Below are 25,059 nucleotides of genomic sequence, written 5' to 3' on the forward strand. Positions count from 1 at the left end.
GACGGCCGGGGCGGGTCAGCCGAGCACCAGGGCGAGCAGGGCGCCGCCGAGCAGGGCCGGGCCGAAGGCCCACGTGCTGCCCCGATCGGCGCGCCGGGTCAGCAGCAGGACCAGCGCGATCGTGCCGTTGACCAGGTGCGGCAGGGCCAGGCCGAGCAACAGGACCGGCCAGCCGAACCAGCCCAGCGGCAGTCCGAGCAGGGTGGCCAGCTTCACGTCGCCGAAGCCGAGCCGGGAGCCGGGCAGGAGCGCGAGCAGCAGGTAGCCGGCGGCGCTGACCAGCGCGGCGAGCAGTGCCCGCAGCAGCGGTTCCGGGGTGCCCAGGAGAACCGAGGCGCCGACGAGCCCGACCAGCACCAGCACCGTGGCGACCGCCAGGAGCGGGTCGGGCAACCGCAGGCAGGCCAGGTCGATCAGGGCCAGGGGGAGCCCGACGGCCACCAGGGCGAGCACCGCCGGCAGTGCCGGGTCGATCCCGTCGGGGGTGGAGAGTGCGGCGGCGACCAGGGCGAAGGCGGCGGCACCGAGCGCCACCACCGGACCCGTACGGGGACCCAGACGCGCGCCGCAGCCCGGGCAGCGCGCGTCGGGGCGTACCCAACCGGGTCGGCCGCGCGGGAACGGGCGGGTGCACCGCTCGCAGGCCGACCTGGGGGCTGAGCCCGGCCCGACGGAGAGCCGGTGCACCAGCCACGGAGTGTTCACGCCGACCACCGCGCCCAACACCGTCGCGAGTACGGTCACGACGGACCCGGCGGACATGCGCTCGGATGTTATCGCCGCGTACCTCTCCGGTCGACCCCGTCCGACAGGTGGACGGCGGCGATCGGCCGGAGCCGGCGTGTCGGTAGGGACGGGCGTGTCGGGTCGGCTGACCGACAAACCCGGTGACCGGACACCGACGGGTCGGTACGGATCCGGCAAAGCCGGCACGATCCTCGGCGTCGGGCCGGTTCCACGAGGTGAGTCGATCGGGGGGTCACGCTACGGTGACCAGAGCATCGCCGTCCCGCCGAGGGTGGCCAGCCTCTTTCTCTCGTGCCAGGAGGACAGTCCATGTCTAACTACGGACCGCCCGGCGGGCCGTACCCGGGCCAACAGCCTGAGTCATGGCCCGGCCAGCAGCAGGGACCGCACCCCGGACAGCAGGAGCCGTATCCGGGACGGCAGGGGCCGGGCCGGGGCCCGGAGCCCTACCCCGGACAGCAGGAGTCATACCCCGGACAGCCGGGGGCGTATCCGGGCCGCCCGCAGCCGGGACAGGCACAGGGACAGCACCCCGGCCAGCCTTCGGGACCGTGGCCGGGGCAGCAGGCCGACGACCCGTACCGCCGGCCGCAGGGGGACGATCCGTACCGCCGGCCGCAGGCCGAGCCGCACTGGCAGCCGTCGGGGGAGCCGACCTCCCTGGCGTACCCGGAGGAGCCCTACCGGCCGGCGCGCGAACCGTACGCGCAGCCGCAGGATCCGTACCGGCAGTCCCGCGACCCGTACGCGCAGCCGTCCGACCCGTGGGGCGACGAGCCGCAGCCGTGGGGTGGTGGGCCGACGTCGACCCCACCGGGCGGCCCCGGCTCGCCCAGCGGCTACCAGGACTACCGTGACCAGGGTTATCCCGGTGGGCCGGGCCAGGGCTACCCGCCGGGTTACCCGGCACCGGGGCCGGATCCGCAGTGGACCACGGCGGGCCCGGTGCCGCCGCGCAAGGGCAACCGGGGCATGGTGGCGGTCCTGGTGGCGCTGCTGGTGCTCGTGGTCGGGGTCGGTGGCACCGCGCTCTGGCTGATCGGACGGGACACCGAGGGCTCGAACGGTACGACGACGGCGGGCGCGACCACCCCGGGCGCGGACCCGAGCGCGGCGGCCCCGGGCGCGCCGAGCGGGGACCCGGAGGCGGGTGCCCCGGCACCGGAGTCGTCGACGGACGCGCGGCTGGTCAAGGAGGGCCAGTGCGTCAAGAACGAGGGCGACGCGAGTGGCAAGCCGAAGCTGGCGATCACCCAGTGTGGGCCGAAGACGTACCAAGTGCTGCGCCGCTTCGACGGTGCCACCGACGGGGAGAACGACGCCAAGACGAAGTGCGCCCAGGTCGAGGGCTACACCGAGTGGTACTTCTTCAACAGCGAACTCGACGTGCTCGACTTCGTGCTCTGCCTGAAGTCACAAGGTTAGCCACTGGGCCGCTCACCGGACCCTTACGGAACCAGTCACAGAATCGTGGAAACTAGGACTGTCTAGCGTTATTGCTAGACAGTCCTAGTTAATTCACGAGACGACACGCGGTAGCCAGATCTACCTATTTCTAGCTCGGCGGCTAGACGTGCCGATACGGTGCAATGCGTGGATCCGGTCCGCAACCCGTACGCCCCCGGCGCCGGCCAGCGCCCGCCCGAACTCGCCGGTCGGGGGCGGGAGCTCGACGTCTTCGACGTCGTGCTCGAACGCGTCGCCCGGGGACGGCCGGAGCGGAGCCTGATGCTCACCGGGCTGCGCGGCGTGGGCAAGACGGTGCTGCTCAACACGCTCCGCTCGCAGGCGATCGGACGGCTCTGGGGCACCGGCAAGATCGAGGCGCGACCGGACCAGTCGCTACGCCGCCCGGTCGCCGCCGCGCTGCACATGGCCGTACGCGAACTCGCGCCGCACCATCGCGCGCCGGACCGGATCGACGGCTTCCTCGGCGTACTCAAAGCCTTCGCCCTGCGCGGCGGGCCCGCCGGCAGCGGTCGCGGCTCGGCCACCACGAAGCTGCGTGACCGCTGGCAACCCGGCATCGACGTGCCCGCCGCGAGCGGCCGGGCCGACTCCGGCGACATCGAGATCGACCTGGTCGAGCTGCTCACCGACGCGGCCAGCGTGGCGACCGACGTCGGCACCGGGATCGCCGTCTTCATCGACGAGATGCAGGACGTGAACCCGGAGGACGTCTCCGCGCTCTGCGCCGCCTGCCACGAGCTGTCGCAGATCGGCGCACCGCTGATCGTGGTCGGCGCCGGCCTGCCGCACCTGCCCGCCGTGCTCTCGGCCGCCAAGTCCTACTCGGAGCGGCTCTTCCGTTACCAGCGCATCGACCGGCTCGACCGGGTCGCCGCCGACCAGGCACTCTGCGCGCCGGCCGAGCGCGAGGAGGTCGAGTACGAGCAGAAGGCGCTCGACCTGCTCTACGAGAAGTCCGGCGGATACCCCTACTTCGTCCAGGCGTACGGCAAGGCGACCTGGGACCACGCGCCCCGCTCCCCGGTGACGGCGGCCGACGTACGGGTCGCCGCGCCCGAGGCCGAGGCGGAGTTGGCGGTCGGCTTCTTCGGCTCCCGGTTCGAACGGGCCACCCCAGCGGAACGCGAGTACATGCGGGCCATGGCCACACTCTCCCTGGTCGCCGGGGAAGAGACCGGGGTGGAGCGCGACGACATGGACGCCGCGGTGCCGACCGCCGAGATCGCCCGCGCACTCGGCCGCAAGCCGGCCAGTCTCTCGCCCGCCCGGGACGCGCTGATCAAGAAGGGGCTGATCTACTCGGGCGAGCGGGGCACCGTCGCCTTCACGGTGCCGCACTTCGGCCGTTACCTGCGCACCCAACCGGCCTGACCGGGCCCGGCCCGACCCGGACCGGCCTGACCCGGACCGGCCCGACCCGGACCGGCCCGACCCGGACCGGCGGTCAGACCCGGGACCAGGGCATCGGATAGTTGACCTCGCCGACCGGCACGACGCCGTCGCTGCTGACCGACGGCGGCAGCAGCAGGGCCTGCCACGGTGCGCCGAGCCCGGACCAGGGGCTGGTCAGCCCGTACCGGGCGGCGGGTACGAAGCCGAACCGCGAATAGTAGGCCGGGTCGCCCAGCACCACGACCAGCCGCTCGCCGAGTTCGGTCGCGGCGGCCAGGGCCGCCTGCACCACGTCGGTGCCGTAACCGACGCCGTGCCGCTTCGGCAGCACCGCGACCGGGCCGAGCGCCAGCGCCGGCACCGCGCCGGGCTGCACCCGCACCCGGGTGAGCAGTGCGTAACCGACCACCTCGCCGTCGACCTCGGCCACCATGGACAGCTCCGGCAGCCAGGCGTCGCTGCCGCGCAGGGCCTCGACCAGGTGCACCTCGGCCGGCACCGGCCGCTCCGGGGACGCGAAGGCGGCGGCGACCACCCGGCGGATCGCCGCTGCGTCGGCCGTACCCTCGGGCCTCAGCCGTACAGTCGTCACGCCTGGCGACGCTACCGGTACCCGTACCGGCCGCGCATCACGATTCGCCGACCACTTTCCCGATTCGTGCTGCTCACGCCGGGGTGACCGGCACGGACCAGTCCGACGGTTGCGGGGGTGGACGGGGCACCGAGCGGGTAAGACTGGTCTCATGAGACCCGTACGTACCGTCGCCCGCACCCTGCTGAGCGGCATCTTCGTGGTCAACGGCGCCCGGTCGGTGGCGGATCCCAAGTCGTTCGTACAACGGGCGGAGCGGGTCACCGACCGTGTCGCCCCGATGCTGGCCCGGGTCGACTCCCGGATACCGACCGACCCGACCTCGCTGGTCCGGATCAACGGCGCGGTCCAGCTCGTCGGCGGGCTGATGCTCGCCACCGGCCTGCTCACCCGCCCGACCGCGGTGGCGCTCGCCGGCTCACTGGTCCCGACCAGCCTGGCCGGGCATCCGTACTGGGCGGAGGACGAGGCGAGCCGGCGTCGGATCCAACGGAACGAGCTGTTGAAGAACGTCGCCATCCTCGGCGGCCTGCTCCTGGCCGCGGTGGACACCGAGGGCAGGCCGGGGCTGCGGTGGCGGGCCGGACACGCACTCGACGACGGGCGCCGTTCGGTACGACGTACCGTACGACATGCCGGACGGGGGACCCGGATGGTCGCGAAGTCCGCGCGCCGATCGCCGGTCGGTTCAATACTCCCCCGATGAGCTGCGTCGATATCGGGGCGTGTCGCCTCCGGTACGACGGAAACCGCGAAACACCTGAAACAGTCGCCCTGCGTTAACGCGGTGGAAATGTCGCGAACTAGTGTGGGATCGGACACGGTCGGATAACGCAGGAGGCGAACAAGTGGTGCGCCGTTCTAGGCTCCCAACTGGACCTGGGCGGGATTTTCGGGAAGTTCGACACGTGTACGGGGGTGGCCACACCATGCCGGCGACCGTCGGGAGACGGCTGGACCGACTCGACCCAGTCCGCCGTGCCACACGTGGCATCGATCGTCGAACCGTCGCCCGGCTCGGCATCATCGCCGCCGTCTGGTACGCCGCCTGGCTCGCCGTCGACGTGTTCGGGCGCCCGTACAACTTCTTCGACATGCGCATCTACCACGGCGCGATCGTCTGGTGGGCGAGCGGCAACGACCTCTACGCCTTCATCGCGCCGATGACCACGCTCGGCTTCACCTACCCACCGTTCGCCGCGCTGATGATGCTGCCGATGGCGTGGTTCCCGGTCGGTGTCGCCGGTTGGCTGAACGCGCTCGCCAGCATCGTCACGCTCGGCGTGGTGCTGACCGCCCTGTTGCGACCGATCGCCGAACGGCTGGGTGGCTCGCTCTGGTTCGTGGTGGGTATCGCCGTACCGCTGGCGGTGGCGATCGAGCCGGTCCGGGAGACGCTCGGCTACGGCCAGGTCAACCTGCTCCTCTTCGGCCTCATCATGGCCGACCTGGTGGCCCTGCGCTGGCGGGCGCACCGGGGGACCCGCCGGGGCCGGGCGGACAGCCCGCTACGCCGGTTCTTCTTCAGCGGCGCCTGGGCCGGTGTCGGCATCGGGCTGGCCACCTCGGTCAAGCTCACCCCGGCGCTGTTCATCCTCTACTTCCTGCTGACCCGCCAGTGGCGGGCCGCGATGACCGCGATCGGCACCACGATCGGCGTCACCCTGGCGACCTTCGCGATCGCCGGGCGCGAGTCGATGAGCTACTTCACCGGGGTGATCTGGGAGACCGAGCGGGTCGGCGCGGCGGACATGACGCCGAACCAGTCCCTGGCCGGGGTGCTCGCCCGGCTCTACGACTCGATCGAGACGCCGGGCCTGCTCTGGCTCTCGTTCGCCCTGGTCATCCTCGCCATCGGGCTCTCCCGGGCGGCGAACTCACACGCCGACGGTGACGAGCTGACCGCGTTCACCCTGGTCGGCCTGACCACCAACGTGATCAGCCCGATCTCCTGGTCACACCACCTGGTCTGGGTGCTGCCCGCGATCATCGTGCTGGCCGACACCGCGTTGCGCCGCCGCCGCGCCAGCCGTGGCCTGCTGGACCGGATCGGCCCGCCGCTCAACGGCGCGAATCCGATCGGGATGGTCGGCCTCCGGTCGCCGATCTGGTTCCCGACCCTGACCGGGCTCCGGCACGCGGTCGCCGCGGTCGGTCTCTACCTGCTCTTCGTGATCTCGCCGATCTGGCCGTACGAGCACAAGCTGCCCGAGGTGTCGCACTACCAGGACGGCTTCTTCGGCGCGCTGATGGAGAACTCGCTCGCGCTGGCGCTGATCGTGCTGGTGGCGACACTGCCGTGGCGCCCGGGTGCGGAACCGGCGTTCTACACCGAGCGGCGCCGGCTCAACCGCCTGCCGCTCTACAACCGGCCGCAGTGAGCCGGGCCGGGCCGCACCGAGCGGGCAACCCGCCCGCCCTCAGGGGCAGTTGACCCACTCCTCGGTGCCGTCCGCGAAGACCTGCCGCTTCCAGATCGGCAGCCGGGCCTTCACCTCGTCGACCAGCCGGGCACAGGCGGCAAACGCGGCCGCGCGGTGCGCGGTGCTCACCGCCGCGACCAGGGCCGCGTCGCCGATGGCGAGCGGCCCGATCCGGTGCGACACGGCAACCGCGTGTACGTCCGGGTCGGCGGCGATCTCGGCGGCCACCTCGCGGAGCACGTCCAACGCGCTCGGGTGGCCCTCGTACTCCAGGTTCTCCACCACGCGGCCGTGGTCGTGGTTGCGGACCACGCCCTGGAACGAGACCACCGCCCCGGCCCGGGGGTCGGCGACCGCCGCCTCGTGCGCGGCCAGGTCGAGTGGTTCGGTGGTGACCGCCACCCGGGTCACACCTGTGGTCGTCGGCGCGCTCACGATCTCCGCCTCTCCGTCCGTGGCCGGTGGTCCGACAGTCATGATCTCACTGCGGGCAGCAACGGCAAGGGTACGAGCGGCACCCGTGCCCCGACCTCGCCGCTGCTGCCCGGCTCGATCACGGCGAAGCCGTCGGCCTGCGCCAGCCCGCGCAGCATCGCCGAACCGACGTGGCGGACCGGGCGGGCGGTGCCGGTCACCGGGTCGACCCGGACCAGGGCCAGGTGGGTGTAGTCGCCGCGACCGGCGATCGGCTCGGCCAGGTCCACGTACGGCAGCAGTGGCGCCGGGCGGCCCTGTAGACCGGCCAGCAGGGGCGCGACCAGGGAGACCAGGGCGACGATCGCGGACTGCGGGTTGCCCGGCAGTCCGGCGACGTAGCGGCTGCGCCCGTCCGGCCCGGTCACCCGGGCCAGCAGCATCGGGAACCCGGGGCGCACCGCGACGGTGTTCACCACGTATTCCGCTCCGAGTTCGGCGAGCGCCGGGTGCAGATGGTCGACCGGGCCGTGCATGGTGCCACCGGTGGTGCAGACCAGGTCCGCCCCGGCCAGTGCCGTCCGCAGCGCGGTGACGTGCGCCGACAGGGTGTCCGCTACCGGGCCGATCACGTCGGACGGCGCGACCGTGGCGCCGTACCGGCGCAGCCAGGCCGGTACGGCCGGACCGAGCGCGTCGCGTACCTGACCGGCTTTCGGCGGTCCGGCGGTGAGCAGTTCGTCGCCGAAGACCAGCAGCGCGGCCCGGGGTGCCGGCCGGACCCGGAGCCGGTCGTAGCCGCAGGAGGCGGCCAGCCCGATCACGCCCGGCCCGACCGGGGTGCCGGCCGCGAGCAGTTCCTCACCCGCGTACGCCTCCTCGCCCGGCGACCGCCACTCCGGCGTGGTACGCGGTGTGCCGGTCACCCGCCCGTCGTCGGTACGGGTCGACTCCTCGATCCGGAGCACCTCGTCCGCGCCGGCCGGGAGCATGGCGCCGGTGGCGATCTCCACCGCGCTGCCGTCCTCGGTCAGCGGTGGTGGCGTGCCGCCGGCCAGCACCCGCCCGACCACCCGCCACGGTCCGGTGCCCCGGACCGCCCAACCATCCACGCTGGAGGTCGGGAACGCGGGCAGGTCGGTCAGGGTGGTGAGCGGGTCGACCAGGGTCAGCCCGTCCGCCTCGGCGAGGGACACCTCGACCGGGGGGAGGGCGTCCGCCTGACCGGCGGCGTACACCAGAGAGCGGGCCCGGGCCCAGTCCACGGGTAGGCCGTCGGCGCCCTGTCCCGTGACAACGGCGGGTTCGACGCTCACCGGGCCGGTCCCGGTCGGCTCTTCTTCACGTTCACCGATCGAGCCTATCGCCGTACGCCGTGGGTTTGGTCCCGGTCTAGGTCTCCTGGGCCGGCTGCGGGTGGTCGCCGCCGCGCAACTGGTCGACGGTGTGCGCCAGGATCGGTCCGAGCACGGCGAGCCCGTCCTTGGCCCCGCCGGTCGACCCGGGCAGGTTAACCACCAGCATCCGACCGGCCACCCCGGCGAGCCCCCGGGAGAGAGCCGCGGTGGGCACGGTCGCGCGGCTGTGTGCGCGGATCGCCTCGGCGATGCCGGGAATCTCGTAGTCGAGCACCGACCGGGTCATCTCCGGGGTCCGGTCGGTCGGCGTGACGCCGGTGCCGCCGCTGGTTACGACGACGTCCATCCCGTCGGCGAGGGCCTGCCGCAGCGCCTGCGCGACCGGCTCCCCGTCCGGCACGACAACGGGCTCGTCGACCTCGCAACCGAGGTCGCGCAGGCCGGAGACGAGTCGGGGGCCGCTGGTGTCGGCGTACACCCCGGCGGCGGCTCGGTTGGAGGCGACCACCACCCGCGCCCGGATCACGAGCGGTCCTCCGGTCGGGTCCAGTCCCCGGTCTTGCCGCCTTCCTTGCGCAGCACCCGTACCCGTTCGAGGGAGGCCGCCGGGTCGACGGCCTTGACCATGTCGATCAGCGCCAGCCCGGCAGTCGCCACGGCGGTCAGCGCCTCCATCTCCACCCCGGTACGGTCGGCGGTCCGGACGGTGGCGACGATCTCCACGGTCGTGTCGGTCAGCTCGAGGTCGACGGTGACACCGTGCAGCGCGATCGGGTGGCAGAGCGGGATCAGGTCCGGCGTGCGTTTGGCACCCATGATGCCGGCGAGCCGGCCGACGGCCAGGGCGTCGCCCTTGGGCAGGCCGTCCTGGCGCAACAGCCGCACCACCTCGGCGGTGGTCTGGAGTCGACCGGCGGCGACGGCCCGACGGCCGGTCACCGCCTTGTCCGAGACGTCGACCATCCGGGCCGCCCCGGCCCGGTCGACGTGGGTGAGATGCTCCGAGGTGGTCACGCCCACGACCCTATCGACCGGCGCCGTCCATTCGCGAGGCCCCGCACCGCCGTACGGGTGTCGACGACGCTCCCGGGGGAAATTGACTACTCCGCTGAATCGAGAGAGCATCCGCCGATAACGCCCGTGGGGCGGGCGTCCGGTGGGTGGTGCGGGGGCCGACCGGACGGCGAACAGCGCCACGGGATCGTCCTGATCGCCTGGCCACAGCGCGGTGCCGGAGGCGATACGCGGGTCGTCGGAGGCCGTTGTGAACGGTCACCGGTCACGGGAGCCGGATTCAGTCGATTCTCAATCGGCAAATAGGAAAAATGGCGCCGATCAGGACTGAGACATAAGCATTCAGTTCCCATATCAGGACGGAACGTAGCAAACCAGGTGAGGATTGGCGAATCCTGCGCATATCGACATTTAATGGTCTATATTTCGCGCCTTGCCCCATACGATTCTCCCGTCGAACAGCAACGATTCGAGCGCCGGACCCCCTCCCGCTCGATCGGTACGACGAGAGAGAGGAAGCGGACAATGAGCACGACCGACTGGCTCTGAGTAGACGTATCCGTGAACAACCGCGGGTCGTAGGCTGTCGAGACATACCGTCACGGGACAAGCACCGAGTGGCGACAAAGGACTGGTATGACTCGGACTGATCAGGACGACACTGGGACCGATCGGCGGCTGGTGCTGCTTGTCGGTCTCGTCGTCGTTTCTGCCGGCATAGCCGCAGTAATCAGCATCCGGGAGATATCGACCCACGGACTCCCGACCTTCGACGACCTCACCACCGCGGCCAAATTGACCTTCCTGGTGGTGGTCGGCGCCACTGTCAGCGTACGGATACGCATCCGTTCGACCCCACACGGAATCTCCTGGACCGAGGTCCCCATCCTCACCGGTCTCGCGTTCGCCCCGATCCCCTGGGTCATCCTCTGCACCGGCCTCGGAATCGCCATCGCCCGGGCGGCCGTCCGACTCGCACCGCTCAAACTCGCCTTCGGCGTCGCGAAGGACATGCTGCTCGCCACCGCGGCCGGACTGGTCTTCCTGCTGCTGGACTGGTCCTGGTCGCCCGAACGGCCCCTCTCCGAACGGATCCTGCCGCTGATCGCGGCGTACCTCGTGGTGGTGGTGCTGGACGAGGCGCTGACCCTGCCCGTCATCTCCCTGGCCAGCCGGGTCAGTCTCGGCAAGCTCTTCTCCGGTCACTGGGACCTGCGCCTGGCCAGCGGCATCGCCCGCCTCCTGGTGATCCTGGCCATCCTGCTGATCCTCCAGGCCGACCTCAGCCTGCTGTTGATCATCCCACCACTGGTGCTGAGTCTGCACCTCGCCTACTCGGCCCGACTACGCAGCCGGGCCGAACGCGACGCCTGGCAGCGGCTGGCACGGGCCACCGACGCACTCAACGACGTCGACCTGAACCAGGTCCTGCGCACCGCCGTACAGAGCGCGGTCGACCTGTTCTCGGCCGACCGGGTCGAGGTGACCAGGTACGACGGCGGGCGGACCATCCGTGGCGACAGCACCTCCGTCGATCTCGACGGCACCGCCCAGGAACCCCTCCCGAGCACCGGCACCATCATCACCACCGCGCTACAGGGACACGACGGCATCGAGATCGGACTGCTCCGCCTCTGGTTCCCCGGACCCGTGCAACTCTCCGAACGCGAGCGCTACACGCTGCACACGTTCGCCTCCGCGCTCTGCACCGCGATCCGCAACGCCTCGGCGTACGCCGAACTGACCCGGGTGGCCGACGAACACGCCCACGCCGCCTCCCACGACGTACTCACCGGCCTGGCCAACCGTCGCCACCTGCTCGAACGCGGCACCGAACGACTGGACCGGCGGCACACCGACGGTCTCGCCGCCGTACTGCTGATCGACCTTAACCACTTCAAGGAGGTCAACGACACGCTCGGGCACCCGTCCGGCGACCGGGTGCTGATCGAGGTCGCCGACCGGCTACGAGCCGTCGCCGGCCCCGACGACCTGGTCGCCCGGCTCGGCGGCGACGAGTTCGCCATCCTCCTCACCGGCCTGCCCGCCCCGGCCGTGGCCACCCACCGGGCCGAACGCCTGCTCGCCGTACTGCACGAGCCGATCGAACTCGACGGCATGCGGATCAGCGTCGAGGCCAGCGGCGGCATCGCGATCGCACCCAACACCGGCGGCATGGCCGAACTGCTCCGCCGCGCCGACGTCGCGATGTACCAGGCAAAACGTGGCGGGCTGCGACTCGCAAGCTACGCCGCCAGCCGGGACACCGCCGACGTCGGCCGGCTCACGCTCAGCGGCGACCTGTCCCGCGCGGTGGCCGAACGCCAGTTCACGGTCGACTTCCAACCGATCGTCGACCTCGGCACCGGCACCGTCGTGGCGGCCGAGGCGCTGGCCCGCTGGCAGCACCCCACCCACGGCACCATCGACCCACTGCGGTTCCTCGACGCGGTCGAACGCTCCGGCCTCCTGCCCGCCTTCACCGCCGCCGTCCTCGACCAGGCCATCGGCGCCGCCGACGAGTGGCAGGCCGCCGGCTTCGCACTGACCGTGGCGGTGAACGTCTCACCCCGCAGCCTGCTCGACGCCAGCTTCCCCGAAGTCGTACTGGCCCGGCTCGACGACCACGAACTGCCGCCCGAACGGCTCGTCCTGGAACTCACCGAGAACCTCACCCTCAGCCAGCTCGAAGTGGTCGACCGGGTCCTCGGACAACTACGCGACGCCGGGGTACGCCTCGCCCTCGACGACTTCGGCACCGGCTACTCCTCCCTCTCGGTGCTGTCCCGCATCCCGGTGCACGAGCTGAAGATCGACCGTACGTTTGTCATGGCGATGGAGACCTCGGCCGAGGCGGTCGCCGTGATCCGCTCCACCGTCGACCTCGGACGCAGCCTCGACCTGCTGGTCATCGCCGAAGGAGTGGAGAGCGAGCCGCAGCGCCGGGCACTCTGGGAACTCGGCTGCACCGCCGGCCAGGGCCACCTCTTCGCCCGCCCGATGCCGTCCCCCCGGGTGCTCGCCGCGCTGCGCCGGGGCGCCGACGGCCGGGCCGGCGCACTCGCCCCACCACTGCACGACGAGGGCGCCGTGATCCGGCTGTCCCCCGGACGCCGGACCGGCCCGCGCCAGCCCGACCGTCTGCCACACTTGCCCGCGTGATCCCCCAGGACCGGTCCACCCGCACCAGCCGCCGCTGGCACCGCCTGGACGGGGCCGCCGGTGGGACCGCGGCCGACCTGGCGCTCTACTCGGCCTCGGCGATCTTCGCCGCCGTCACCGCCGCCACCTCCACCCTGCTGCCACACCGCGCCTGGGGAAGCATCGCCACCGTCGGTTACCTGATCGCGGCGGCCGTCGCCGCCGGGCAACTCGTCGCCCACCGACGCGGCGCGAGGCGGCTCTCCGGCATCGCCGCACGGGCCGGGTTGACCGTAGTGACCTGGGCGACCACCGCACTGTTACCGATGGTGTGGCAGGCCGTCGAACGGGCCGACGGCCGGACCGACCGGGCCCAGGAGGAGGTGGTCGTGATCGAGCACGCCGGCATCCGCCTGCTCGACCACGGCACGCCCTACCTGGGACCGGACGCGATCAGGGCACTGCCGGCGGGCGAACAACTGCTCGGCTACACCCCGTACCAACCCGGGATGGCCCTGTTCGGGCTCCCCCGGGCGATCGCCGGAGACGCCTGGTGGACCGACGCCCGGATCTGGTTCGCCCTCACCACCGCCGTCGCCCTGGCCGTCGCGGTGGCGACACTGCGCGGCGGAAGCGGCCGGACCGGGGCCGGGCGGTCTCCCGGCCAGCCGGGCCCGGACCCGACCAAAGACCACTACCTGGTACGCGCCGTGCAGCTCGCCACCATCCTGCCGATCTGCGCCCTCACCCTCGCCACCGGCGGCGACGACCTGCCCGTCCTCGCCGGATGCCTGCTCGCGCTCGCCCTCGGCGCCACCCGCCGGTTCGGTGCCGCCGGAGTGGTGATCGGACTCACCGGGGCACTCAAACTCTTCGCCTGGCCGGTCGCGATCGTGCTGCTCGCGTACGCGGCCACCCGGGGCTGGCGCACCGCCGCCCGGTTCACCGCCGGGGCGATCGGCCTGCCCGTCGCCGCCCTGATCCCGGTCCAACTGGTCGACTCCGCCGCGCTGGTCGAGAACGTACTGCGCTTCCCGCTCGGCCACGGCATCGTGAGCAGCCCGGCCCAGTCCCCGTTCCCCGGCTACCTGATCGCCGCCGCGCTCCCCGCCGGACGGCTGATCGCCGCCGGACTGCTCGTCGCGGCCGGCGTCGCGATCGCCGTACGGCTGCTGCGCCGCCCACCCCACACCGCCGCCTCGGCCGCCCTGATCTGCGGGTACGGGCTGCTCGCCGCGATCGCGCTGATGCCCTCCACCCGCTTCGGCTATTTGCTCTACCCGATCGCGTTCCTCGCCTGGGCACCCGCGCTGCTCCCGACCCGGCCGGAGTCGGACCCGAACAGCGAACGGGACCGACCGGCGGCGGTACCGAGATGACCCCGACGCCCGGAATCCCGCTCCCCGCGCCCGGAAGCCCGCCCCCGAAGGACGGCGTCCAACTCGTCGCCGAGGACCGCCTCCCCTGGGACGTGGTCGCGGCCGTGGCGGTCGGCGGTGCACTCGGCTCCGCTGCCCGGTACGGCGTGAGCCTCGCCTGGCCGGCACCACCCGCACATTTCCCCTGGGCCACCCTGGTCATCAACCTGACCGGCAGCGCCCTGCTCGGCGTACTCATGGGCATCATCGCCAGCCGGACCGCCACGCACCCGCTGGTCCGGCCGTTCCTCGGCACCGGGGTACTCGGCGGCTACACCACTTTCTCCACCTACGCGGTGGAGACCCGGGGCCTGCTCGACACCGGCCGCCCCCTGCTCGCCGCCGGATACGTGCTCGGCACCCTGGCCGGCGCGCTGACCGCCGCCTGGCTCGGCGGTCGGCTGGGCGGCCGGCTGGCGACCCGATCGCGGGTGATGCCGTGAACCTGGTGCTGGTGCTCGTCGGCGGGCTGGTCGGCGCACCCTGCCGGTTCCTCGTCGACCGGATCGCGACCCGACGGCTGGGCGCAACGCTGCCCTGGGGGACGCTCGCCGTCAACGTGGCCGGCTCGCTGCTGCTCGGGCTGCTCGCCGGGCTCGGCGGCACCCTGCCGGGCTGGGTGGGAACGCTGCTCGGCACCGGCTTCTGCGGCGCCCTGACCACGTACTCGACGTTCAGCCACGAGACCGTACGGCTGGCCGGCGCCGAGGGCTCCGGACGCTGGCGGGCACCGCTCTACGTCGCCGCGACACTGGTCGCCGGGCTCGGCGCGGCGGCGCTCGGTTGGTGGCTCGGGGAGCTGGCCTAGGTCCGTCCTCGGTGTCGGGGACGGCTTTCTGCGGCGACTGGCCGGCGCTGGGCGGTGGTTGGGCGTACACCTGAGAGATGACCACCATCTACCGGGACCGGGCCGACGCGGGCGTGGCCCTCGCGGACCGGCTGGCCGAGCTGACCGGCCGACCCGACAACACCGTGCTCGGCCTGGTCCGTGGCGGCGTACCGGTGGCCGCCACGGTGGCGGAGCGCCTCGCCGCACCGCTGGACGTCCTGGTCGTACGCAAACTCGGCCTGCCCCGGGCGCGGGAGGTGGCGTTCGGCGCGCTCGGACCGGCCGGGGTTCAGGTGCTGAACCCGGAGCTGGCCGACCGGCTCGACCCGGAACAGCGCGAGGAGGTGGTCCGCCGGGAGATGGCGGAGCTGGAACGGCGCGAGCGGCTGTACCGGGCGGATCGGCCACCGTTGGCGCTCGGCGGGCGTACCGCCGTGATCGTGGACGACGGGCTCGCCACCGGCGCGACCGCCCGCGCCGCCGTCGCGGTCGCCCGGCGGCTGGGGGCACGCCGCGTGGTGGTGGCGGTGCCGGTGGGCTCGCTGGCGGCCCACGAGGCCCTGGTACGCGAGGCCGACGAGGTGGTCTGCCCGCAGATCCCGGACGACTTCGGGGCGGTCAGCCGCTACTACGAAGACTTCCACGAGGTCTCCGACGAGGAAGTTACGGCCACGCTCGGTGGGTGATGCCGACTCGACCCGGTACCGTCGAGTGATGCATCTGACATGTCCGAAGTGCCAGGGCGACATGCGCCAGTACGAGCGCAGCGGCGTCACCGTAGACCAGTGCGGCGAGTGCCGCGGGATTTTCCTTGACCGTGGCGAGCTGGAGAAGCTTTTCGAGGCCGAGGCTAACTGGAACCAGCAGGGCGGCACGCCGCCCCGTCAGCCGTCGGCCGCACCGGCCGGCGGATACGCTCCACCGCCGCCCCCGCCGGGTGCCGGCTACCCGCCGCCCCCGCCCGCTCCGGGGCAGCACCAGCCCGGCTACCCCGCGCCCGGCCACGCCCCGCCGCCGCCGGTCACCCACGGCTACCCGCCGGCTCCGGCCTACGGCCAGCAGCACGGTGGCTACCACGGGCACTACCGGCACAAGAAGCGCAAGAGCTTCCTCAACGAGCTCTTCGACTGATCAGCGGCTCGGTAGCAATCCCGGTCGCTGACCGGTAGTGGTGTCGGCCAGGTCCCGACGGGTCCTGGCCGGCACGCCCGGCTGTCAGCGGTCAGACGATCGCCATGTCGACGAACCGCGACAGGTGTAGCTGCGCCGCGACGGTGACCGTGTCGGTCGGCCCGTTCCGGTGTTTCGCGACGATGAAGTCCGCCTCGCCCGCGCGCGGGGACTCCTTGTCGTAGTAGTCGTCCCGGTGCAGCAGGATGACCACGTCCGCATCTTGCTCGATCGAGTTGTGCACGGCGATGCCGTTGGCGATGAAGTTGTGTACGCCGAGCACGGTCGCGTCGTACACCTCACGCTCGCCCAACGATTCGATCGCCCGCACCTCGTCCCAGAAGACGTCGTTGGTCGCGTGCAGCTCAACATCCGCAGACTCCAACACGTCGGCGATCCTGGCCAGTCGCGCCCTGCTGGGCGCGTGCTTCCATAGCGCGCTGCCAGAGAACTGAGTGCCAATCGCCGAGGCGAAGGCCCGCTGCGTGGCGTTCCGCTCGGTCAGAACTTCCCGCACCCGGTTCCACACCTCACGGGGCACCGTGTCGACGTTGACGTTGCTGGTCGTCGGTTCGATGGCGGCAAGCAGTCGGACACACGCCGCTTCCCGTGCGCCGTGGACTCCGATCTCCCGCAGGAAGCGCAGTTGATCGTCCCGCCCCGAGATGTCGAGGCTGTACTGCATCCGGTAACCGGCCTTCGGAACTGCCCGCAGTCGTGCGGTGATGCCGTACCGAAGCAGCAGGCGGGAGATGTCTTCGAGCATCCGACGGCTGGTCGAGGCGTAGTAGACCCGTCCACCTCGTCCGGTCTTGTTCACCGACACGGACCCGTCGGTCGCCCAGAGATGACGAAGGAAGAGGGTGATCTGCTCCTTCGGTAGTGAAGCGACCTCGGGCGGCACGAACTTCTCGTGCGACCGCAGTCCGAACAATCCGAGGCCGTCCAACCACTCGGCGATGGGGTTCCGCCGTCCCCGAGCGAGCCGATACGGGGCCGGTAGGCGCAGCGTGGTCACGCGGGCAGCGGCGTATTCGTCACGGACGGCGGTGATGCCGAAGTCCTTCGCCGCCTCGGTCACAGCGTCAAGGTTCTTCTCATCCTGGCTCGCGTATCGGATCGGCTGTCGACGGACAAACGATCCGTCTCCGAGCAGGTGCGCGAGCATCACCACCCTCGCCTCCGGCCAGGGCCGGATGTCGAGCGGCGGTGGAATGTGCCGGGGAGTAGCGATTCGAGAGCCGACCGTTAGTTCTCGCAGTGGAACCCAACCCCCGAACGCCAGGAACGGGTGATTGGCGGTTGCCTCGATCTGCTTGCCCGAGGCAAGCGTCAGCCGAAACACCTCGCGCGTGCCGCTCGGAAATACGTGCGTCATCGTCCGGGGCGTGTACTTCAGCTTCTCATCGAGGGCCCACACCGGAATCTCGCGGGTATTGCTGGCCAGCAGGTCGCCGAGAGTGACCTCCGCATTGGTGTCGGCCCGGATCACCCGCGTCTCGGCGGTCAGGCAGCCAGACTCCCGCAGGTCGGACAGTTGGGGCCGCTTGTCGGTACGTTGCTCCGGTCCACGGTTGAGCTGACTCACCGCGATGACCGGGCACTCCACCTCCTTGGCCAGCAGCTTCAGCCCTCGGGACAGCTCCGCGACCTCCTGCTGACGGCTCTCCGTACGCTTCGGCGAACTCATCAGCTGGAGATAGTCGACCACGATCATCTTTAGATCGTGCCGTTGCTTGAGCCGCCGGGCCTTGGCCCGGATCTCCATCAGGTTCATGTTCGGCGTGTCGTCCACGAAGAGCGGCGCCTCGCTGATCTCGCCCATGCAGCGGGCCAGCTTGGTCCAGTCGTCGTCGGAGAGCTGCCCGCTGCGCAGCACGTGCAACGGCACCCGCGCCTCGGCCGAGAGCAACCGCATGACAATCTCGACCTTGCTCATTTCAAGCGAGAAGATCGCCGCCGCCTGGTTGGCGCGAATTGCGGCATTTCGGGCAAAATCCATTGATGCGGTACTTTTGCCCAAACCGGGCCTACCCGCAACGATGATCAACTGGCCGGCGTGGAGTCCGTTGAGCAGCCGGTCCAGGTCGGAGAACCCGGTCGGCACGCCGGTCATCACCCCGCCCTGGGCGCCGACCGCCTCGATCTCGTCGAGGGTGGGCTGGAGCATGTCGGCGAGAACCGCGAAGTCCTCGCTCACCCGCTTCTCGGTGACGTCGTAGATGGCCTGCTGGGCGAGGTCGACCACGTCGTCGACGTCGCGCCCGCCACCGGCCGCCGAGCCGTATCCGAGTTGGACGATCCGGGTGCCCGCCTCGACCAGGCGGCGCAGCACCGCGCGCTCGCCGACGATCCGGGCGTAGTAGCCGGCGTTGGCCGCCGTCGGCACGCTCGCGATCAGCGTGTGCAGGTACGGCGCGCCACCGATCCGGGCCAGGTCACCGGCGTCGGCCAGCGCCGCCGCGACGGTGATGGAGTCCGCGGGTTCGCCACGACCGTAGAGGTCCAGGATCACGTCGAAGATCGTGGCGTGCACGGGCCGGTAGAAGTCGTTGGTCTTGAGGATCTCCACCACGTCGGCGATGGCGTCCTTGGAGAGCAGCATCCCGCCGAGTACGCACTGCTCGGCGGCGATGTCCTGCGGCGGGGTCTTGTCGAACTGGCCGTCGCGCTGCGGCGGTGGTCCGGCCGGGGGCCCCGACGACCTGGCCTCCGCGCGGACCTCATCGCTGATCGACACCGACTCCCCCCTCCGCTGGATCGGCCGCCTCTGAGCGAACCGCCGAGATGTGACAAGTTTTCGGGTTCGGGTCAGCCTTCGGCACGGTCCGAGGCTGTCGCGTCAGGGGCGTGGATCCGCCAGGTAACCATACGAAAGTCGAGGTCAGGACCCCAAACCCGGCGGTGGACGAGCCTCGGGACAACCTGTGGACAGTGGGCACCAGGGTGTGCGCAGCCCTGTGCACAGGCTGTGCATAACGCCTGGGGAAGGTAACCTGTACCAGCCGTGACTTGGGCGTACTCCGTCCCCACGGTGTGGAGGAAAGAAGTCCAGGGAGTTCCGTCCGAGCTGGCGCGATTTTGCCGGCTAAGAGATGTCTGTCCGGACGGTCGATTGCTATTCGATCTCAGAAAGGTCACGCTCCGGCCGTGGACTATCGGGACTGGGGGCGCGGTGAGCTCGCCCGCCCCGTGCGGCGACCAGCCGACGCCTGGGTCGACGATGGCGATCCGCGCCCCGGTGACCCGTACTCGCACACCGGCGAGGGTTATCAGCCCAGCAGCCGCCGTAGCGGCGCGCACCGCAGTGATCCCGACCGGTACACCCCGAGTTGGGCGCGGGGGTCCGCGGAGAACGCGGACAACGACAGCGGCCGGCACGCTGGCGGCGAGCCGGATCGCTCCTGGGCGGACGAGCTTCCGTACGACCCGCCCCGGACCGAGCCGACCACGCGGGCCGGCGGCAGCCCGGCCACGGACTACTGGACCGCGCCGAGCGCCTGGTCCAACCCCGAGCCCAGCACCGGCGGACGGCGCCGGGCCGAGGAGGACGACCGGCGGCCGGGTCGGGCGGGTCGGCACGCGGACGCCGACGACGACCGGACCGAGGACGACCGTCCCGCACGTCGGCCGGCGAGCGGGTACGCCGAACGCGGCACCCGCTCGGGCACGACCCCGAGGTCCGACAGCACCTGGAGCAGCGGCGGGGCGGACCAGGACGGCGGCTCGTCGAGCCGGGGCGCGTCGACGGGTGGTCGCCGACGCGCGGACCGGGACCGGTCGGATGACCTGCCCACCGGTGGTCCCGCCGAGCGGACCGACACCAGCCGGTGGAGCACCGGCGGTGGTGACGGCACCGGCCGGCAGTGGAGCCGCACCGGCAGACCCCGCTGGGACGATCGCGCGGTGGAACCGGGCCGGTGGGACCAGTTCACCGACACCGGCATCTGGCACTGGGGCGGCGAGGACGACCGCCCCGACGTACGCGATCCGGATCCTGGATCGCGCCGCGTGGAGCGCGACGAACCGGTAGGTCGGACGGAGCGCCGGGAACGGACCGGCCGGGCCGCCCGAGCCACTCCCGAGGAGCGGGCCGAACCCACCAGCCGGGGAGGCCGAGCCGCCTGGGCCACTGCCGAGGAGCGGGCCGAGCCCACCACCGCGGGAGGTCGGGCCGGACGAGGCACCCGGGGCGACCGGGACAGCCGGGCCGACGCAACCAGCCGGGCCGAGCGAGGCACCCGGGATGACCAGGACAGCCGGGCCGGACGAGGCACCCGGCCCGATGGAACCGGGCGGGCCGAACGCGGTGGCCGGAGCGAGCGTGCCGGCCGTGGCGAGCGCGCCGGGCGGGGCAGTCGTTCCGAGCGCCCCGAGTGGGCGGGACCGCGTACAACCGCCGGCACGGGTGAGCCGGTTACCCGGGGCCGTGGCTACCGTTCCGAACCCGACGAGGACCGTACGGGCTTCGGGTCGGCCACGGACGACCGGACGACGACTGGTTCGGCCACGGGTCGCCGGGGGTCAACCGACCCGGCGCCGGGTGGACGGAGTCGGGACCGGTTCGCCGAGACCGGCCAGTGGAACCGGGTGACCGACACCGGCGAGCGGCAGTCCGGGCGTCGGCGCCGGGCCGACGACACCGGTCAGTGGGACCGGCTCACCGACACGGGCGAGTGGGACCGGTTCGACGGGACAGACCGCCGGGGCCGCTTCGACGGGTCGGACCGTACTGACCGCGACGAGGCCGAGCCGAGGGTCTGGAGTTCGTTCACCGACACGGGCCAGTGGGACCGGTTCACCGACACCGGTGTCTGGGACCGCAGCGAGCTGGACGCGTTGGAGGAGCAGGAGCGCGGCGGCGGCGACGGTCCGTCGTGGCGTGATCGGGGGGAGACGTTCTGGTCCGGCACCCGGCTGGCCGACGACGACCCGCGCTGGATGGAGACGCCGACATCGGCACCCCGGTCACCGGCGGTCGCCTACCCGCGCCCGCCCAGGATGACTCCGCCGAGTCCCGCCGCACCGACGACCACTGGCAGCCGGGTCGCACCGGCACCGGAGGAGACGCGTACCGGACGGGGTCGGCGGGGTAGCGGTCAGGCTGGGCGCGTGGTCGAGGACGGCCGTGCCGCCCCGAGCACTCGTACGGCCCCGAGCAGTTCGCCCGGCCGGATCTCCCGACGGATCGAGGAGGATCTTCTCGACGCGGAGCCCGGCACCCATCTCGCCGCGGTGCTCTACACCGCCGCCTGGTACGCCGTACCGGTGCTGGTTTTCTTCGTCTGGTTGGTGACCCTGGACAACAGCCCTCCGCCCGGCTGTGTCACGGACCCCAGCGGGGGCGGCTGTGATTCGGACCGGGCGCAGGCGCTCACCACCATCCTCAGCGCCGCGCCGCGCTTCGGTGCGGCGTTGATGGGCAGTCTGGTGGTGGCGCTGCTGCTGCGCTGGGTGAGCAAGTCCTGGCGGCCGGCGAGTCTGGGGCTCGCCTCGGCGGTGGTCGGCGGCGGCCTCTCCACCGTGCTGTACAGCGTGATCACCGGCCAGCCGCTCGGCTGACGACGGGATAGGGATACGAGTGAGGGCCGCACCCGTACGGGTGCGGCCCTCACTCGTCAGTACCGGTTACTTGCCCTGCACCACGTTCAGGTCGAACTTGGCGGTGACCTCCGGGTGCAGCTTGACCCGCACCGGGTACGCACCGATCGACTTGATGTGGCCGGGAAGCTCCAGCCGGCGCCGGTCCAGGACGGGGCCGCCAGCGGCCTTGACCGCGTCGACGACCTCGGCCGGGGTGACCGAGCCGAAGAGGCGGCCGCCGTCGCCGGCACGCGCCCGGAGGCTGACCTTGAGCCCTTCGAGCTGGCCCTTGACCTCGGTGGCGTGCCCGAGGTCACGGATCTCGCGCGCCGAGCGGGCCCGCTTGATGACCGTGACCTGCTTCTCCGCGCCCTTGGTCCAGACGATGGCGAAGCCCTGCGGCAGCAGGTAGTTACGGCCGTAGCCGTCCTTGACCTCGACGACGTCGCCCGGGGAACCGAGGCCGGACACTTCCTGCGTCAGGATGACCTTCATGTCAGCGTCTCCTCTCAGCGGGCCGTGGCCGTGTACGGCAGGAGCGCCATCTCACGGGCGTTCTTGACCGCACGGGCGATCTGGCGCTGCTGCTGGGAGGTGACCCCGGTCACCCGCCGAGCGCGGATCTTGCCGCGGTCGGAGATGAACTTCCGCAGCAGCGCGGTGTCCTTGTAGTCGATGTAGGTGATCCCGTCCTTGTCGAGCGGGTTCACCTTCTTCTTCGGCTTGCGCAGTGCCGCAGCCTTTGCCATTGCTCTTGCTCCTGGTTTGCGATCTCGAGCGCTCGGCGGCGCCATCAGAACGGGGGCTCTTCGTCGAAGTTTCCGCCGCCCGAACCGGAGCCGGAGGAGGCCGGTGCTGCCGTGGCCCACGGGTCGTCGAAGTTGCCTCCGCCGCCCTGGCCACCACCGCCACCGCCACCGCCGGAGGCGCCGAAGCCGCCACCGCCGCCACCGGAACGCGACATCTTCTGCACCTTCGCCGTGGCGTACCGCAGCGACGGGCCGATCTCGTCGACCTCCAGCTCGATGACGGTGCGCTTCTCGCCCTCGCGGGTCTCGTACGACCGCTGGCGCAGCCGACCCGAGACGATCACGCGGGCACCCCGCTGCAACGACTCCGCAACGTGCTCCGCCGCCTGCCGCCATACGGTGCAGGCGAGGAAGAGCGGGTCGCCGTCCTTCCACTCGTTCGTGGCCCGGTCCATGAACCGGGGCGTGGAAGCGACCCGGAACTTGGCAACCGCCGCGCCGGACGGGGTGAAACGCAACTCGGGGTCATCAGTCAGGTTGCCGATGACCGTGATGGTGGTATCTCCTGCCATGACCAACTCCTCGCGCACTCATCAGACTCCGTCGTAAGGCTGCCAGAGCAGTACGACAGAGCCCTGAGGCTGATCCGGGCGTGCCGGGAAAGGACGCGCGTCAGCGCGTTTCCGGCCGGATGACCTTGGTACGCAGCACGGACTCGTTGAGTCGTAGCTGACGGTCCAGCTCGGCCACCGCAGCAGGCGATGCCTGCAGGTCGATGACGGCGTAGATGCCCTCGGCCTTCTTGTTGATCTCGAACGAGAGGCGCCGGCGGCCCCACACGTCGAGCTTCTCCACCGAGCCACCCGCGGTCCGGATCACGTTGAGGTACGTGTCGAGCGACGGGGCGACGGTGCGCTCCTCGAGGCTTGGATCGAGGATGACCATGATCTCGTAATGACGCAAGACGTGCTCACCTCCTATGGGCTAGCGGCCACGGTCCTTCCGTGGCAGGAGGTCGTGCGTCGTTGCCGCGCACTCCGGCGGGGGGACCCTCGGGCACACAGACAACCTGACCAGACTACCCGGTGGGCGTACCGGGACGTTCACCGGGCGTACGGGTGTTACCAGGGGCCCCTTCCCGTCGAAGATCGACAGGAAGGGGCCCCTCCTTGCAGAGCCGCGGGGCGCCTTATCCGCATTCTTTGGGTGGGACCTGGGGAGGAACGACCACACCGATGAGGTTGGATAGGAGGCGCCCCGCGGAGCCTACTGAGTTGTCATCTTACGCCACAACAGTCCGTGTTGCTCGTTGAGCGACGATAGCCCGAATTGCCCCAGCTCCGACGCCTACCACGCAGACGGTGGCAACAAGCGCGAGCAGACCGGTCACGCCGGACCTTTCGGGCCCCTTGCCCGGTGCCGGGAACTCTGCCGCCGGACCGGCGGACCAGGCGGACGGAAGGGCACTCCCCTCCGCCGCGCCGGGCCGCGCGGCGGAGGGGTGCCATCGATCAACGTCTGTCGTACGGTCGACCGCCGGTACCACCTCGACCCGTACCGCCGGATCGACGATCCGGCAGGACGCCCCCGGAACCGGGACCGCCACGGGATCGGCGGACGGTTCGGGCGAGCACCGCACCTGGAGCGCTTCGACGCGCCGGGCATCGCTGCCGGTGACGCCGTCCCGCTCGGAAGCGCCGGCCGTCGGCCCGACCGCGACCGCTGTCGCCAACGGCGGCGCGCCCGCGAACAACGCGGCGACGGCCACGGTGGCGTGGCGGTGACGGATCAGCGGCGGCACTTCTTCATCCCTCGGTCGGCAGTGGTTCCGGGCCCGGTCCGATCAACCGGGCCATGAGTCTCACCAGTGCTAACGACCGGCACACCGGGCGGTAACGCGGTATCCCCCGAGGCGACGGCGGACGCCGGCCGTGGTCCGCCGCGATGTCGGGTGACGGTGTCGGGACGTAGGCTCGCCCTCATGCGTATCGGAGCCCACGTCGATTCCGCGGACCCGTTGGACGAGGCAACCCTCCGGAAGGCGGACGTCGTCCAGTTCTTCCTCGCCGACCCGCAGGGTTGGAAGCCACCGGAACCGCGCGCCGACGCCGACCGGTTGCGCGCCGCCGAGGTCGACGTCTACATCCACGCGCCGTACGTGATCAACGTGGCGACGCCGAACAACCGGATCCGGATCCCCAGCCGCAAGCTCCTGGTCGACCACGCCAACGCGGCGGCGACGGTGGGCGCGCGCGGGCTGGTGGTGCACGGCGGGCACGTCAACAAGGGCGACGACATCACCAAGGGCTACGACAACTGGCGCAAGACCTTCGCGTACGCGGCCGAGACCGGCGGCTTCGCCACTCCGGTGCTGATCGAGAACACCGCTGGCGGGGAGAACGCCTGTGCCCGCCGGTTCGACTCGCTCGCCCGACTCTGGGACGCCGTCGGCGAGTACGGTGTCGGCTTCTGCCTTGACACCTGCCACGCGCACGCGGGCGGTGAGGACCTGCTGGACATCGTCGACCGGGTCAAGGCGATCACCGGCCGGATCGACCTGATCCACGCGAACGACTCGAAGGACGGGTTCGACTCCGGTCGCGACCGGCACGACAATCTGGGACAGGGAAGAATCGACCCCGACCTGGTGGTCGCCGTGATCCGAGCCGCTGGCGCCCCGGTTGTCGTGGAGACGCCGGGCGGGGCCGACGGTCAGGGCGCGGACATCGCATATCTGCGCGACCGCGTGGGCCGGTAGG

At 71.5% G+C, this 25,059-nt stretch carries 23 protein-coding genes; 12 read left to right on the top strand and 11 right to left on the bottom strand.

The annotated features are described in order from the left end of the window. Positions 1-15: 15 nt before the first annotated feature. The gene (locus ACI2K4_RS19430; RefSeq protein WP_404513097.1) at positions 16-762 is read right to left on the bottom strand and encodes a prepilin peptidase; all 747 of its coding nucleotides are present in this window, start codon (positions 760-762) and stop codon (positions 16-18) included. Between the two features lie 294 nt (positions 763-1,056). Here ACI2K4_RS19430 and ACI2K4_RS19435 point away from each other — a divergent pair, with 294 nt between their 5' ends. Both ACI2K4_RS19435 and ACI2K4_RS19440 read left to right on the top strand, forming a co-directional pair. Next, the gene (locus ACI2K4_RS19435; protein WP_404513098.1) at positions 1,057-2,172 is read left to right on the top strand and encodes a flagellar basal body protein FliL; all 1,116 of its coding nucleotides are present in this window, start codon (positions 1,057-1,059) and stop codon (positions 2,170-2,172) included. A gap of 168 nt (positions 2,173-2,340) precedes the next feature. Beyond that, the gene (locus ACI2K4_RS19440; protein WP_404513099.1) at positions 2,341-3,588 is read left to right on the top strand and encodes an AAA family ATPase; all 1,248 of its coding nucleotides are present in this window, start codon (positions 2,341-2,343) and stop codon (positions 3,586-3,588) included. 73 nt (positions 3,589-3,661) lie between these two features. Here the strand turns inward: ACI2K4_RS19440 and ACI2K4_RS19445 are convergent, their stop codons facing one another. Further along, a complete protein-coding gene (locus tag ACI2K4_RS19445; protein WP_404513100.1) occupies positions 3,662-4,201 on the bottom strand; it encodes a GNAT family N-acetyltransferase in 540 nt (179 codons plus the stop codon). A gap of 151 nt (positions 4,202-4,352) precedes the next feature. Here ACI2K4_RS19445 and ACI2K4_RS19450 point away from each other — a divergent pair, with 151 nt between their 5' ends. Beyond that, positions 4,353-4,907: a DoxX family protein gene (locus ACI2K4_RS19450; protein WP_404513101.1), complete on the top strand. Its 555-nt coding sequence runs from the start codon at positions 4,353-4,355 to the stop codon at positions 4,905-4,907. 223 nt (positions 4,908-5,130) lie between these two features. Continuing rightward, a complete protein-coding gene (locus ACI2K4_RS19455) occupies positions 5,131-6,582 on the top strand; it encodes a glycosyltransferase 87 family protein (RefSeq protein ID WP_404513102.1) in 1,452 nt (483 codons plus the stop codon). A 39-nt stretch (positions 6,583-6,621) separates the two neighbouring features. Here the strand turns inward: ACI2K4_RS19455 and ACI2K4_RS19460 are convergent, their stop codons facing one another. From ACI2K4_RS19460 to moaC, 4 genes are all read right to left on the bottom strand, one after another. Further along, positions 6,622-7,059 (bottom strand): molybdenum cofactor biosynthesis protein MoaE, encoded by a 438-nt coding sequence (locus ACI2K4_RS19460; protein WP_404513103.1) that lies wholly within the window; start codon positions 7,057-7,059, stop codon positions 6,622-6,624. A 38-nt stretch (positions 7,060-7,097) separates the two neighbouring features. Next, positions 7,098-8,303 (bottom strand): molybdopterin molybdotransferase MoeA, encoded by a 1,206-nt coding sequence (locus ACI2K4_RS19465; RefSeq protein ID WP_404513400.1) that lies wholly within the window; start codon positions 8,301-8,303, stop codon positions 7,098-7,100. Positions 8,304-8,430: 127 nt separating this feature from the next. Then, the gene (locus tag ACI2K4_RS19470; protein WP_404513104.1) at positions 8,431-8,922 is read right to left on the bottom strand and encodes a molybdenum cofactor biosynthesis protein B; all 492 of its coding nucleotides are present in this window, start codon (positions 8,920-8,922) and stop codon (positions 8,431-8,433) included. Continuing rightward, a complete protein-coding gene (gene moaC / locus ACI2K4_RS19475; protein ID WP_404513105.1) occupies positions 8,919-9,410 on the bottom strand; it encodes a cyclic pyranopterin monophosphate synthase MoaC in 492 nt (163 codons plus the stop codon). The genes ACI2K4_RS19470 and moaC overlap by 4 nt, the downstream gene beginning before the upstream one ends. A gap of 636 nt (positions 9,411-10,046) precedes the next feature. Between moaC and ACI2K4_RS19480 the strand changes: the two genes are divergently transcribed. The 6 genes from ACI2K4_RS19480 to ACI2K4_RS19505 all read left to right on the top strand — a co-directional run bounded on the left by ACI2K4_RS19480 (position 10,047) and on the right by ACI2K4_RS19505 (position 15,929). After that, a complete protein-coding gene (locus tag ACI2K4_RS19480; protein WP_404513106.1) occupies positions 10,047-12,572 on the top strand; it encodes a putative bifunctional diguanylate cyclase/phosphodiesterase in 2,526 nt (841 codons plus the stop codon). Further along, positions 12,572-13,930, top strand: a complete 1,359-nt coding sequence (locus tag ACI2K4_RS19485) for a glycosyltransferase family 87 protein (protein ID WP_404513401.1) — start codon at positions 12,572-12,574, stop codon at positions 13,928-13,930. Before ACI2K4_RS19480 ends, ACI2K4_RS19485 begins: the two co-directional genes overlap by 1 nt. After that, positions 13,927-14,412, top strand: a complete 486-nt coding sequence (gene crcB, locus ACI2K4_RS19490; RefSeq protein WP_404513107.1) for a fluoride efflux transporter CrcB — start codon at positions 13,927-13,929, stop codon at positions 14,410-14,412. The genes ACI2K4_RS19485 and crcB overlap by 4 nt, the downstream gene beginning before the upstream one ends. Next, positions 14,409-14,777 (top strand): fluoride efflux transporter FluC, encoded by a 369-nt coding sequence (locus ACI2K4_RS19495; RefSeq protein WP_404513108.1) that lies wholly within the window; start codon positions 14,409-14,411, stop codon positions 14,775-14,777. Before crcB ends, ACI2K4_RS19495 begins: the two co-directional genes overlap by 4 nt. A 77-nt stretch (positions 14,778-14,854) precedes the next feature. Then, a complete protein-coding gene (locus ACI2K4_RS19500) occupies positions 14,855-15,484 on the top strand; it encodes a phosphoribosyltransferase (RefSeq protein WP_404513109.1) in 630 nt (209 codons plus the stop codon). A gap of 25 nt (positions 15,485-15,509) precedes the next feature. After that, on the top strand, positions 15,510-15,929 hold the full coding sequence (locus ACI2K4_RS19505) for a zf-TFIIB domain-containing protein (protein ID WP_404513110.1): 420 nt from the start codon (positions 15,510-15,512) through the stop codon (positions 15,927-15,929). 91 nt (positions 15,930-16,020) lie between these two features. On the opposite strand, the gene ACI2K4_RS19510 is transcribed toward ACI2K4_RS19505, so the two are convergent. Beyond that, entirely contained in the window at positions 16,021-18,708 is a 2,688-nt protein-coding gene (locus tag ACI2K4_RS19510; RefSeq protein WP_404513111.1) for a replicative DNA helicase, read from the bottom strand. A 410-nt stretch (positions 18,709-19,118) separates the two neighbouring features. Here ACI2K4_RS19510 and ACI2K4_RS19515 point away from each other — a divergent pair, with 410 nt between their 5' ends. Further along, positions 19,119-21,530 carry a hypothetical protein gene (locus tag ACI2K4_RS19515; protein WP_404513112.1) on the top strand — a complete coding sequence of 804 codons (2,412 nt, stop codon included), beginning with the start codon at positions 19,119-19,121 and terminating at the stop codon, positions 21,528-21,530. A gap of 66 nt (positions 21,531-21,596) precedes the next feature. Here ACI2K4_RS19515 and rplI read toward each other — a convergent pair whose 3' ends face one another. From rplI to rpsF, 4 genes are all read right to left on the bottom strand, one after another. Continuing rightward, complete coding sequence (rplI, locus tag ACI2K4_RS19520) at positions 21,597-22,046, bottom strand: 50S ribosomal protein L9 (protein WP_404513113.1); 450 nt, start codon at positions 22,044-22,046, stop codon at positions 21,597-21,599. Positions 22,047-22,060: 14 nt separating this feature from the next. Next, a complete protein-coding gene (gene rpsR / locus ACI2K4_RS19525) occupies positions 22,061-22,300 on the bottom strand; it encodes a 30S ribosomal protein S18 (protein ID WP_007073789.1) in 240 nt (79 codons plus the stop codon). Between the two features lie 44 nt (positions 22,301-22,344). Continuing rightward, entirely contained in the window at positions 22,345-22,890 is a 546-nt protein-coding gene (locus ACI2K4_RS19530; RefSeq protein WP_404513114.1) for a single-stranded DNA-binding protein, read from the bottom strand. A gap of 82 nt (positions 22,891-22,972) precedes the next feature. Beyond that, positions 22,973-23,263: a 30S ribosomal protein S6 gene (rpsF, locus tag ACI2K4_RS19535; RefSeq protein ID WP_121157770.1), complete on the bottom strand. Its 291-nt coding sequence runs from the start codon at positions 23,261-23,263 to the stop codon at positions 22,973-22,975. 1,018 nt (positions 23,264-24,281) lie between these two features. Between rpsF and ACI2K4_RS19540 the strand changes: the two genes are divergently transcribed. Continuing rightward, positions 24,282-25,058: a deoxyribonuclease IV gene (locus ACI2K4_RS19540; RefSeq protein ID WP_404513115.1), complete on the top strand. Its 777-nt coding sequence runs from the start codon at positions 24,282-24,284 to the stop codon at positions 25,056-25,058. The last annotated feature ends 1 nt before the right edge of the window (position 25,059 follow it).

Source organism: Micromonospora sp. NPDC050397 (assembly GCF_044901685.1).
GTDB lineage: Bacteria > Actinomycetota > Actinomycetes > Mycobacteriales > Micromonosporaceae > Micromonospora_G.

Coding starts and splice junctions, on each gene's coding strand:
- ACI2K4_RS19430 (WP_404513097.1), bottom strand. CDS start 762: ATGTCCGCCGGGTCCGTCGTGACCGTACTCGCGACGGTGTTGGGCGCG.
- ACI2K4_RS19435 (WP_404513098.1), top strand. CDS start 1,057: ATGTCTAACTACGGACCGCCCGGCGGGCCGTACCCGGGCCAACAGCCT.
- ACI2K4_RS19450 (WP_404513101.1), top strand. CDS start 4,353: ATGAGACCCGTACGTACCGTCGCCCGCACCCTGCTGAGCGGCATCTTC.
- ACI2K4_RS19455 (WP_404513102.1), top strand. CDS start 5,131: ATGCCGGCGACCGTCGGGAGACGGCTGGACCGACTCGACCCAGTCCGC.
- ACI2K4_RS19480 (WP_404513106.1), top strand. CDS start 10,047: ATGACTCGGACTGATCAGGACGACACTGGGACCGATCGGCGGCTGGTG.
- crcB (WP_404513107.1), top strand. CDS start 13,927: ATGACCCCGACGCCCGGAATCCCGCTCCCCGCGCCCGGAAGCCCGCCC.
- ACI2K4_RS19500 (WP_404513109.1), top strand. CDS start 14,855: ATGACCACCATCTACCGGGACCGGGCCGACGCGGGCGTGGCCCTCGCG.
- rplI (WP_404513113.1), bottom strand. CDS start 22,046: ATGAAGGTCATCCTGACGCAGGAAGTGTCCGGCCTCGGTTCCCCGGGC.
- rpsR (WP_007073789.1), bottom strand. CDS start 22,300: ATGGCAAAGGCTGCGGCACTGCGCAAGCCGAAGAAGAAGGTGAACCCG.
- ACI2K4_RS19540 (WP_404513115.1), top strand. CDS start 24,282: ATGCGTATCGGAGCCCACGTCGATTCCGCGGACCCGTTGGACGAGGCA.